The sequence below is a fragment of the Flavobacterium sp. genome (assembly GCF_049590715.1).
In the GTDB taxonomy this organism is placed as follows: Bacteria; Bacteroidota; Bacteroidia; order Flavobacteriales; family Flavobacteriaceae; genus Flavobacterium.
Genome location: NZ_JBAWDL010000192.1, coordinates 1 through 11,110, shown reverse-complemented (window position 1 = coordinate 11,110; position 11,110 = coordinate 1). Strand labels below are relative to the sequence as shown.

The window sequence follows — 11,110 nt, the reverse complement described above, 5'->3', positions numbered from 1 at the left end:
ATAGGTTTCACTCAAAATATCCATATTGTGACGCATATCTGGGTTAATCAAATAATGCGCTATCATCGTGTCAAATAATTTTCCTGCTACGTTAATTCCATAATTGGCTAATATTTTTAAATCGTATTTGATGTTTTGACCAATTTTTTCAACCGCTTCATTTTCAAAAAATGGAATGAATTTTTCTGCCAAAACTTTTGCTTCATCCTGATTCTCTGGAAACGGAACATAAAATGCTTTTCCTTTTTCATAAGAAAAAGAAATTCCCACTAATTCCGCATGCAAAGCATCCAAACCAGTCGTTTCCGTATCAAAACAAACCGAAGTTTGTTTTTGTAAATTTTGCAATAATAATTTGACTCCTAAATCGCCTTGAACAATTTGGTAAGAATGCGCCACTGTATCCAAAGTTCCGTAAAACTGTTGGTGTACTACTTCGTTTTCATGCGTAGGAAGTGTACTCGAAAAAAGATCAAATTGGTCCTCGTTCTTCGCTTGTGGTTTTTTATATAATTTGGCATCATCGGCAGGAACAGATTCTGTACTCAACGCTTGTGACGGACTTTTGAAAATCGCGTCAAATTGCTCCGCCATTCTTCTAAATTCTAGTTCGTTGAACAAAGCGTCCGTTTTCTCCACATCAGGTGTCGAAAGTTCGTAATCTGTTTCGTTAAAAGTAACATCACAATCTAATAAAATAGTTGCCAGTTTTTTGGATAACAATCCTTTTTCCTTGTTTTCCTCGATTTTCTCCTTCATTTTTCCTTTCAGCTTGTCCGTGTTGGCCAAAAGGTTTTCCATGCTGCCAAATTCCTTCAACAATTTCTTAGCTGTTACTTCGCCCACACCAGGTAATCCAGGGATATTATCAGCAGCATCGCCCATCATTCCAAGGAAATCAATCACTTGCTCTGGTCTTTCGATTTCAAACTTAGCCAAAACTTCAGGAACTCCCCAAATCTCAATTCCGTTCCCCATGCGAGCAGGCTTGTACATGAAGATGTTTTCAGATACCAATTGCGCAAAATCTTTATCCGGAGTCACCATAAAAACTTTATAGTTTTCCTTCTCTGCTTGTTTGGCAATCGTCCCAATCAAATCATCGGCTTCACAACCCGCTAATTCAATAATAGGTATGTGCATGGCATTCAATAATGCCTGAATATAAGGAACCGCAATCTTAATCGCCTCGGGCGTAGCATCCCTGTTGGCTTTGTATTCGGGGTATAATTCATTACGCAAATCGCTACCGCCTTTGTCAAACGCCACCGCAAGATGGTCTGGTTTCTCTCTCTTAATCACATCCATCAAGGAATTCATAAACCCCATAATCGCCGAGGTATCCATTCCTTTCGAATTGATTCTTGGGTTTTTGATAAAAGCATAATAGCCTCTAAAGATTAAAGCATACGCATCGAGTAGAAAAAGACGTTTTTGAGCAGACATAGTAAAAAATTTTGTCGTAAAAATAAACAAACCTTTTTGAAAACGGCGTTTTTTTAAAGTTCATTATATGTCTTTTTTAGTGTTGACGTGATTATTTGGGCGTGCCACCATCAAGGAAAAGGGGCAAATATTCTTTGCGCGTATTCGCCCCTTTCCCTTGCTGCTGTCGTGCTATCCGCGCTACTTCGGTAGCTAGCTCCTATCACTCACGCTGGAGTAGTGGAATTAGTAGTGTTTAGTGAAATTTTGTTTTTATACGGCTAATCCATAATGTTTGTCATTCCGTAGGAATCTCAAGGATTGTGAGTTGTTTGTGTGGGACGCTTTCAGCGTGACAAACTGGATGGGTAAGAGGGATAGTCCGTAAAATTTGTCATTCCGAAGGAATCTCAAGTATTGTGAGCGGTTTGTGTCGGATGCTTTTAGTATGGGAAACTGTGAAGTAAATCAGGTGTTTTTTTAAAATTTCGGTCAAATAATTAATACTTTTAGGATGTTTTAAACCGATTGTCAAATTGTAGTTTTTGGGTTGAGATAACTTTAATTTTAGATGAATCAGGGTGGTTTGGGTTGATTAAATAGTTACATTCTGGCGGAACAATACTACTTGGGACTTTCAGTACAGCTGCGTTTCTTTGTGAAACAAAATCATCTCCTATATACTGTGTTTCAAGAATAGGAGGTTTCGCATCCCAATTTTGCGGAAGTTGATCAACTGTAAGTTCTAATATTTCAATATCATCAGGAATATCTATTTCAACATAAAATCTATCAGTGGGTAAGTCTTCATTAAGGTCAATATGAACAGAAACTTCTAGCGTAGCAAGAGCACGAGATTCTGATGTGTAAACTAAATAGGTGTGCAAGCTGTTCCATCTAAAACCTTCGGAAATTGCAGCTCCAGTTCCTGCTAAAGGTGTGGAAAGATATTTTTCTCTTTCAATTCTGAATACTCTCATTAGGCAAAATTTCCGTATTCAATTCTATTCAAACAGTTTTTTACTTCTTGTATGCCGGTAACAGAATCTAATAAGTCTTCGGGTGTGTTTCCTGCTAAAGAGATATTAGGTTTTTTTATCCAACGCTGAAATTTACCTTCTTCGTTATTAAAAACTTCTTGGCCATAATCAATAAGTTCAGTAAGAAGCAGAATTACTTCACTGTCTCTTCCGTTGAGTAAGGAGTTTTCTCTTAGTTTTTTATTATAAGTAGTTTGTGGTAATCCAAATATATGTAGGATTTCCTTTATTGGGGCATTTATTCTTTTACTAATAACCTCAATTGATCCATAGGGAACTCCACTTCTTATGATGTTAACGCGCTCTAACTTTGATGCCCAAGTATATACTTTGCCTTCTGAAACTAATTTCCAGCTAGGGCGTGAAGCTCTTGCAGTTTTAGCTCGACGAATACTTTCTTTTGGATCGATTTTTTTTTTATTTTTAGCTTCGTTTTTCATGATTAGCAGTATTTGTGTTGTAAATATACAACAAATATGCTTTAATTAGGGATTTCTATAATGCTAATTAATAAATTATGAATATGAGGATTTAGACTGCGTCTGTTTAGAAAGTTTATTATTCCGAAGGGGTCTCAGGTGTTGTGAATTGTTTGTGTGGGACGCTTTCAGCGTGACAAACTGGGAGAGTAAAACTTTATTGTCATTGCTTTATTCTTATAAAACTAACTATGAAATAAATTAGTAAATCATAGCCCTGATCGAAGCGGCATCCTCTTGTTTTGCGATAGCGAAAACAAGAGATATAGCGTAGAGCAGGAGGGATGGTTGTTTTGAAAACAGGTTGTTCTGCTCCTAAAAACAATAAACCGAAGTTAAAGTTTAATTAATATCTTCTTATTTGCCTTATATATATCGTTATTTTGTGTAAAATTTTATCCAAATGGGTTCTAGAATGCTGATTTTTATCGCTATCCTTTTTATTGTTGAGTTATATGCCTTTCAGGTTTTTAAAACGATTTTGAAATCAAAGTCGGTTTTGGTGGGCTATGGAATTCTGAGCGTGTTGGCTTTGGTGTATATTGCGTATTCGTTTATGACTTTTGACCGTTCTGTGGGACAAACTCAACGTACGATGTTCACGATGGGGTTGATGCTTGTGATTTATGTGCCAAAAATTATCTTGGTTTTCACCTTGTTTACGGAGGACGTTTTTAGGATAGGAAACGGAATAACGAACTTTTTTATGGGAAGAACCGATGCTGATTTCTTAGCATCACGGCGAAAATTTGTCAGTCAGATAGGTCTTGGATTGGCTGCGATTCCGTTTATGTCTTTGATTTATGGGATTACAGTTGGGAGATATAATTACAAAGTGATTAAGCAACGCATCTTTTTTCCTGATTTACCCGATGCTTTTGATGGGTTTAAAATCACGCAAATTTCGGATATTCATTCAGGGAGTTTTGATAATGCGGAGAAGATTAATTATGCAATTGATTTGGTGAACGAACAAGAATCAGATTTGGTTTTGTTTACGGGAGATATTGTCAATACACACGCTAAAGAAATGCATCCTTGGATTGAAACTTTCAAGAGGATTAAAACACCTGAGTTTGGTAAATATTCTGTTTTAGGAAACCACGATTATGGGGAATATATAGATTGGCCATCGGCGAAAGAAAAAGATACCAATTTTGAAGCTATCAAGCAATTGTATGGCGATATTGATTTTAAACTTTTGTTAAACGAGCATACTTTTATTCAAAAAGGAGATGATAAAATTGCCTTAGTAGGTGTGGAAAACTGGGGACATAATTTCAAGAAAGTCGGTGATATTAATAAAGCTTCAGAAGGATTAAAAAAAGAAGATTTTAAAATTGTGATGAGTCACGATCCTTCGCACTGGGATTACGAACTGAAGAATGACCAAAAGAATTTTCAATTAACTTTATCAGGTCACACACACGGAATGCAGTTTGGTATAGAAATTCCGGGTTTTTTCAAGTGGAGTTTAGCGCAATACATCTATCCCCAATGGGCGGGTTTGTATGAAACTTTTGGACGATACATATATGTAAATCGAGGTTTTGGGTTTCATGCATATCCAGGAAGGGTAGGGATTATGCCTGAAATTACGGTCATTGAACTAAAAAAAGGAAAGAAAGTAGCATAAATCGTTAAAAATGCTACATTTGTAACTTAATATCTATTATTTTTAGTAGATTTAAATATTAAATTTTTGAGTTTATGTCAAAATTTGGAGAACTTATAAGCGCACAAGTACCTGTGTTAATCGACTTTTACACAGAATGGAATGAATCCTCTTTATCGATGCATCCTGTTATTAAAGATGTAGCGGCTGCACTTGGAGATAAAGCTAAGGTGATTAAAATTGATGTGGATAAAAATCAAGAATTAGCCGAAGCCTTAAGAATTAAGGGACTTCCTACTTTGATGATTTATAAAGGTGGACAGATGATCTGGAGACAATCTGGAGAATTAGACGCAAATAGCATTATTGCAATCGTTCAAGAACAATTGTAGTTTACGAATTGATCGAATATCTATGTTGAAAAAACAGCCGCAGATGCGCAATTTTTTCATAAATTTTGAATGTAAATAAACCTTTTTGTGCGGAATTATTGCAAATTTATAGATTTATATTTTTAAAAGTCAATTTGCGAATTAGCGGTTATATTTAAAATTAAGGTATGACATCATACTTAAACTTCTTTTCATCAATAAAATCTAAAACTTTCGGAAGTGTGTATTTTAAGTTTTGAAATGCTTTTACGCTGTCATGAAAGATAATGATACTTCCTGGTTTGATATTTGAAGTTACATTTTTTAAACATTTTTCTTTTGAAATGCTGTTGTCAAAGTCGGCACTCAAAACATCCCACATAATAATTTTATAGCCTTGTTTTTTTAACTCGTCTAACTGTCCTGTTGTCATTTTTCCATAAGGAGGACGGAAGAACTTAGAGGTTAAAGAATAATTGTGTTTTGCAATTGTTTTTGCGCATCGTTTTACATTTTTAATATATTCCTTCGTGGCTGTTTTCCACCCGTTGAGGTGATTAAAAGTGTGATTGCCAATGGCGTGCTGATTTTGAATGATTTTCTCAAATAAATATGGTTGTTCTTCTATATTTTTACCTATACAAAAAAACGTGGCTTTAGCATTGTGTTTATGAAGTTCTTCGAGTACCCAATCTGTGATTTCTGGAGTAGGACCGTCATCAAAACTCAGGTATATTTTATTTTCAGTATTGGGAATGTCCCATACATAATTTGAAAATACCCATTTGATAAATGCATTTGTTTTAATCCAGTAAAAGCTCATAATTGTGGTGTTTTTTGGAGACATTAAGTTATAAAAAAGTGCGACAATTTCCAAATAATTGTCGCACTTTTTTATAGGATTTTATGCTGTAATAAATTATTCTTTTTCTCTTCCAAAACGTTGAAACATTTCGATATATGTATTGAATGTTTTTTTGTTTTTTTCGTAGAAAGTCAAATCTCCATTTTCCTTCATTACTTGCAGTAAGCTTCTATAGCGTTCGATGTCGGTAATGATGTCAACAGCGATTTCTGATTGTTCAGATAGGCTTAGCTTACTGTAGTAATTAAGGTTTTCTTGGTATTTAGCCATTAATTTAGTTAGTAATTCTTGTGCCTTAGCGGTGTCTTTTGTTTGGTAATAACCTTTAGCAAAAGGTTCAAGTAATGAATAGTAACCAAATTTTTCTAATGGCATTTTAGTCATCGCTAATTCGATTACTTTTTTTGCTTTATCCATTTTGTTTTCGGCGATTAATTCATCCATTAATCGGGCAAGATTTGTTCTGTATGTAATGCTTTCTCTGCGGGTTTCAGGATCGTGATATATTTTATCACTATCGCTATTTCCCCAGTCCCAAGCCATAATGTTGTCATACATTTTGTCAGCGTTAATTTGTCCCATATCTAAAGTACTTCCGTCTTTAGGGATAGGAGTTCTCACGGGAACTAATTTATAGACCATGCCTTCTAGTTGAAGGTATTCTTTCATCCATAAATAATCTTCGTTGTCATAAGCACCTCCACTGAAATAAATTGGTCTTTTCCAGTTGTTATTGGCAACGATATCCAACATCATTAATCGGTTTTTATACAAAGCACTTCCTTTGATGTCAATGTCAATAAAGGGAACGATCGAGTCGTTGTATTTAGGAGCGACTACCTTGTTTTTTAGGATAACATTCTTGTCAACTGGAATTCTGATTTTATTTGTTGGAAAGAAATGAATCGTCTGTCCGTTTTGTAACCCTACGGTTGATTTAGGATTTTTGATGAATTCTAAAAAGTCTTTCAATTCCCATCTGCTTTCAGTTTTGGGGATATAAGCCACATAGTCTAATTTATCACCCACATATTGATCGTGAGTGAAAGAAATAGGTAATGGATCAGACTCGTATGTTTTCATTTTCATTTGGTCTATATACCAATCGGTCATGAAAAGACTAGTATTGACAATTTTCACATCGGTTCTGATTTGTTCAATTTCTTGGGCATACCACAGAGGAAAGGTGTCATTATCTCCAATGGTGAATAGAATAGCATCTGCATCACAGGAATTCAAATACGCTTTCGCCATAGATAATGCAGTGTATTTTCCAGAACGATCATGGTCATCCCAATTTTGTGATGCCATGATAACAGGTCCAGCAAGTAAGCAAGCTGAAATGATAATGGGACCAGCAATTTTTGGAGATAAATAGCTTTGTATACTTTCGTATAGTGAATATACCCCCAATCCAATCCAGAGGGCAAATACATAAAAAGAGCCTACTAAGGCATAATCTCTTTCTCGGGGTTCAAATGGTCTTTCGTTAAGGTATATTTTTAAGGCAAGTCCTAAGAATAAGAACAATACCAAAAGGACGTAAAAGCTTTTACGGTCTTTCCCAGCATGGTACATAATTCCAATTAATCCTAATATAAAAGGGATGAAGTAATAAGTGTTTCTGCCTTTATTATTGATGACATCCGAAGGAAGGTTGTCTTGCGATCCTAAGTGTATTTCGTCAATAAAGGGGATGCCACTTAGCCAATTCCCATCTAGATAGTCGTATTTTCCTTGGTTGTCACTTTGTCTTCCTACGAAGTTCCACATTAAGTATCTCCAATACATATAGCCAAATTGGTATTCAACCATAAAGCTTAAATTGTCAGTTGTAGTTGGTTTGTCTACAATTAGGTATTCGCCATAACTTTTTAGGAATTTTACATAGCCTTCATTGTCAATTTGTTTCTGTGCATAAGCAAGTCTAAATTCTGAAACTGTCTTTTCGACCTCGTTCTTCAATTGTGCAATCGCTTTGTTGTAATCTTCTTCAGAGATTTTATTGACATCAATTCCGTATTTAGCTAAATCTTCCTCATAAGGGTAATTTGGGTTTATAGTGAATTGAGGAGGATTCGTGAAGTTGATATAATTTTCAATATGTTCTGAGCTCCACATTCTTGGTAAGATAGTTTTGTGGTAGTCATCACTGTTTTGAACAGCATTTTTAAAATTATTTACAATAATATATTTTCCTGTTTTGTGATCTCTTTCATAGTTGGGGGCTTTATCTAAATAAGGGATTTTAGGGTCTAATCCTGCAAATGTTTCTGTGTATTGTGGTCCGTAAAACAATGGGTTTACACCGTATTGCTCACGGTTATAGTAGGCCAAAACTTCCGCCGCATCTGATGGTTTATTTTCATTGATTACGGTATTTGCATTTGCTCTAATAGGCAGCATCATCCAAGTAGAGAATCCTATTAAAATAAATAAAACACATAACAGTAAAGTGTTGTAGTGAATCATTCCTTTGGTTTTAGTATATTTTAAACCAAAATAGAAGATAGCTGCTAATAGAATAGTTACTAATATAGTTCCTCCGTTAAACGGGAGTCCAAAGTTGTTTACCATGAAAATCTCGCTTTTTCCAAAGAAAGCCATGGTTAAGGGTAATAATAATTTAAAAATAAATAACAATACAGAAACCACAACAATATTAGCGATGATAAAGTTTTTTATTGTAACTGTTTTGTAATTTTTAAAATAATATAATAATCCGATAGAAGGAATGGTCAATAAAGCCATAAAGTGAACTCCAAATGAAAGTCCAATGACAAGTGAAATAACTAAAAGCCATTTGTTTCCTCTTGGTGTATTCATGTCTTGTTCCCAACGTAATCCAAGCCAAAATAGTAAAGCGATTAAAAGTGAGGCCATAGCATAAACTTCGGCTTCAACAGCGTTAAACCAAAAACTATCCGAAAAGGTATAGGCTAAAGCTCCTATGAAAGAACTTCCTAATATTGCGATGGCATTATTTTGATTTTCGTGATTTAGATTGTTGTCTTCTGAAGTAGTGTGGATGATTTTTCTTAAAATTAGTGTTGAAGACCAAAACATAAATAAAATCGTAAAGGCACTAGAGAAAACAGAAGTCATATTTACCATTAATGCAATGTGCTGATTGTCCATAGCAAACATGGCAAAGAAAGCACCAATCATTTGAAATAAAGGAGCTCCAGGAGGGTGCCCAACCTCTAGTTTTGCGGCAGTTGCAATGTATTCACCACAGTCCCAAAAACTCATAGTAGGTTCAACAGTTAAGCTATAGGTTATCAATGCGATTCCAAATGTAATCCAGCCGATAATAGTATTCCATTTATTGAAATTGAATGTCGCCTTATTCATGTATCAAAATTTAGTTATATTTTAAGTTGCAAAGAAAATGTTTTTTTATTGAAACTTTGGTTCATTAACAAAAAATTCTAGTAAATGCCCGACAATTGCTAATCGGTTGATTTTTAGTTCTTTTTTTTGGTTTTGAAGGCCTTTGATTTTTTTATTCAATTTTTTTTGAATAAAAATGATAAAAAAATTTGCAGAAACTAAATATTGTTATAAATTTGCACCCGCATTCAAACGCTATTGGTCTATGGTGTAATGGTAACACTACTGTTTTTGGTGCAGTCATTCAAGGTTCGAGTCCTTGTAGACCAACGTAAAAAGCCTCTCATTCGAGAGGCTTTTTCATTTTATATAATTTTCAAATTATATTTTGAAAGTGATTACAGGTCTGGCGGCGTGATTAACTAGGTCTTCGCTTATGCTTCCAGTGAAAAAATGAGATAAACCTGTTCTTCCATGAGTGCATAATCCAATTAAGTCTGCATTGACATCTTTGGCAAAATGAAGGATCCCTTTTTCAATATTGGTATCGTTGTAGAAATGAATAGAATAGTTTTTGATATCAAATTCAGAAACAAAATTGGCAAGTATTTTTTTTGCAGTTCTTGTCGTTTTGAAGCTGTTTGGGGTGCAAATCATAACCAGGGAAAGTTCTGCTTCAAAAATAGTTACTAATTCGAGCATTTTTTTGAAAGGAGTTTTTATTTCCTCTGTAAAATCAGAAGCGAAAATAAAATGAGGTTGGTTGAAGTCTAGACTGTCGTCTTTTATGATTAATACGGGTATGTCTGATTGACGAACTACTTTTTCGGTGTTAGATCCTATGATTATCTCTTGGATACCTGATACGCCATGGGATCCCATAATGATTAAATCAATGTTGTTTTTTTTGCTAAAGGAAAGAATTCCGTCGGTTGCTTTTTCAAATTGGATATAATGTGAGATTGGAATGTCTTTTAAAAAGCTTTTTTGAGTTTCATTTTCAAGTGTTTCGTTTGCTTTTTGGATAAATAGCATTGCCTCAGGGATTCCTGTTGATCCAGTTATAGCATCGTTCATTTGAGAAGGAATTTCAAGCATATGAAGTAGTAGAATTTCACAATTTTGTTTTTTTGCTATTTTAGCGGCTACTTTTAAGGCGTTTTCTGCGTTGGTTGAAAAGTCGGTTGGGACTAGAATTTGTTTCATAGTTTATAAAGTTTCGATTATGGGAAAAAATCTTAAATTTTCTTTGTAATAAAGATAAGAAATTTTTTAACAGCAATCTATTTTTTTTGGTTTATAAAAAAAACACTATATTTGCACCGTTATTTATTATAATCTAGATAATGAGGGGACTAATAGTCCCCTCTTTTTATAAAAATATGGTGTTTAAAGAAAGAGTAAATTCGTTATTATTAGAAGCGTTATCAGAGAGGCCATCACTTTTTTTGATAGATGTAGTTATTACAGACGCCTTTAAAATTATAGTGACAATTGATGGTGATAATGGAGTGGTTTTGCAAGATTGTATTGATGTAAGCAGAGCCGTAGAAAGTAACTTGGATCGAGAAGAGCAAGATTTTTCGATAGAAGTAGCCTCTTTTGGGGTTGGAGCTCCTTTAAAATTTGTACGTCAATATAAGAAGAATATTGGTAGAATACTGATTGTGAAGACGGAATTAGAAAAAATTGAGGCAGAATTAGTTGATGCTAATGATGATTTTGTAATTTTGTCATGGGAAGCAAGAGAGCCAAAAAAGATAGGAAAAGGAAAAGAAACAGTACAAAAGAGACTGGAAGTGCCTTACGTAGAAATAAAAGAAGCAGTTGTTACAGTAACATTTTAATTAAAGAATTCGCATGGAAAATTTAGCATTAATCGATTCATTTTCAGAGTTTAAAGATGATAAACTTATTGATCGTGTAACGCTTATGGCAATTTTAGAAGATGTATTTAGAAATGCATTGAAGAAAAAATACGG

The 11,110-nt window shown here is 34.4% G+C and carries 9 protein-coding genes, 1 tRNA gene and 1 pseudogene; 5 read left to right on the top strand and 6 right to left on the bottom strand.

Going from position 1 to position 11,110, the window contains the following annotated elements; genetic code table 11:
* The 3 genes from WBQ70_RS08710 to parS all read right to left on the bottom strand — a co-directional run.
* Positions 1-1,446: 5'-3' exonuclease H3TH domain-containing protein (locus WBQ70_RS08710; protein ID WP_423912989.1), on the bottom strand; the 1,446-nt coding region annotated here is incomplete at its 3' end.
* 488 nt (positions 1,447-1,934) lie between these two features.
* Complete coding sequence (locus tag WBQ70_RS08705; RefSeq protein ID WP_423912986.1) at positions 1,935-2,405, bottom strand: RES family NAD+ phosphorylase; 471 nt, start codon at positions 2,403-2,405, stop codon at positions 1,935-1,937.
* Positions 2,405-2,905: a type II RES/Xre toxin-antitoxin system antitoxin gene (parS, locus tag WBQ70_RS08700; protein ID WP_423912983.1), complete on the bottom strand. Its 501-nt coding sequence runs from the start codon at positions 2,903-2,905 to the stop codon at positions 2,405-2,407. The genes WBQ70_RS08705 and parS overlap by 1 nt, the downstream gene beginning before the upstream one ends.
* Positions 2,906-3,359: 454 nt before the next feature.
* On the opposite strand from parS, the gene WBQ70_RS08695 reads away from it, so the two are divergent.
* The gene (locus WBQ70_RS08695) at positions 3,360-4,580 is read left to right on the top strand and encodes a metallophosphoesterase (protein ID WP_423912980.1); all 1,221 of its coding nucleotides are present in this window, start codon (positions 3,360-3,362) and stop codon (positions 4,578-4,580) included.
* Between the two features lie 74 nt (positions 4,581-4,654).
* A complete protein-coding gene (locus tag WBQ70_RS08690; RefSeq protein WP_423912977.1) occupies positions 4,655-4,951 on the top strand; it encodes a thioredoxin family protein in 297 nt (98 codons plus the stop codon).
* Positions 4,952-5,111: 160 nt separating this feature from the next.
* Here WBQ70_RS08690 and WBQ70_RS08685 read toward each other — a convergent pair whose 3' ends face one another.
* Together WBQ70_RS08685 and WBQ70_RS08680 are read right to left on the bottom strand one after the other, a co-directional pair.
* Positions 5,112-5,753: a polysaccharide deacetylase family protein gene (locus WBQ70_RS08685; RefSeq protein ID WP_423912975.1), complete on the bottom strand. Its 642-nt coding sequence runs from the start codon at positions 5,751-5,753 to the stop codon at positions 5,112-5,114.
* Between the two features lie 96 nt (positions 5,754-5,849).
* On the bottom strand, positions 5,850-9,149 hold the full coding sequence (locus tag WBQ70_RS08680; RefSeq protein WP_423912972.1) for a protein O-mannosyl-transferase family: 3,300 nt from the start codon (positions 9,147-9,149) through the stop codon (positions 5,850-5,852).
* Positions 9,150-9,387: 238 nt separating this feature from the next.
* Here WBQ70_RS08680 and WBQ70_RS08675 point away from each other — a divergent pair.
* Positions 9,388-9,458 (top strand) — tRNA-Gln (locus tag WBQ70_RS08675).
* Between the two features lie 51 nt (positions 9,459-9,509).
* On the opposite strand, the gene WBQ70_RS08670 is transcribed toward WBQ70_RS08675, so the two are convergent.
* Entirely contained in the window at positions 9,510-10,334 is an 825-nt protein-coding gene (locus WBQ70_RS08670; protein WP_423912970.1) for a universal stress protein, read from the bottom strand.
* 176 nt (positions 10,335-10,510) lie between these two features.
* Here WBQ70_RS08670 and rimP point away from each other — a divergent pair, with 176 nt between their 5' ends.
* Together rimP and WBQ70_RS08660 are read left to right on the top strand one after the other, a co-directional pair.
* Complete coding sequence (gene rimP / locus WBQ70_RS08665; RefSeq protein ID WP_423912992.1) at positions 10,511-10,975, top strand: ribosome assembly cofactor RimP; 465 nt, start codon at positions 10,511-10,513, stop codon at positions 10,973-10,975.
* A gap of 13 nt (positions 10,976-10,988) precedes the next feature.
* Positions 10,989-11,110, top strand: a pseudogene (locus WBQ70_RS08660) (transcription termination factor NusA); the annotation flags it as partial.

What these genes read in the sequence shown, in the direction of transcription:
- WBQ70_RS08670 (WP_423912970.1), bottom strand. Translation starts at nt 10,334, where the DNA reads ATGAAACAAATTCTAGTCCCAACCGACTTTTCAACCAACGCAGAAAAC.
- WBQ70_RS08695 (WP_423912980.1), top strand. Translation starts at nt 3,360, where the DNA reads ATGCTGATTTTTATCGCTATCCTTTTTATTGTTGAGTTATATGCCTTT.
- parS (WP_423912983.1), bottom strand. Translation starts at nt 2,905, where the DNA reads ATGAAAAACGAAGCTAAAAATAAAAAAAAAATCGATCCAAAAGAAAGT.
- WBQ70_RS08705 (WP_423912986.1), bottom strand. Translation starts at nt 2,405, where the DNA reads ATGAGAGTATTCAGAATTGAAAGAGAAAAATATCTTTCCACACCTTTA.
- rimP (WP_423912992.1), top strand. Translation starts at nt 10,511, where the DNA reads ATGGTGTTTAAAGAAAGAGTAAATTCGTTATTATTAGAAGCGTTATCA.
- WBQ70_RS08680 (WP_423912972.1), bottom strand. Translation starts at nt 9,149, where the DNA reads ATGAATAAGGCGACATTCAATTTCAATAAATGGAATACTATTATCGGC.
- WBQ70_RS08690 (WP_423912977.1), top strand. Translation starts at nt 4,655, where the DNA reads ATGTCAAAATTTGGAGAACTTATAAGCGCACAAGTACCTGTGTTAATC.
- WBQ70_RS08685 (WP_423912975.1), bottom strand. Translation starts at nt 5,753, where the DNA reads ATGAGCTTTTACTGGATTAAAACAAATGCATTTATCAAATGGGTATTT.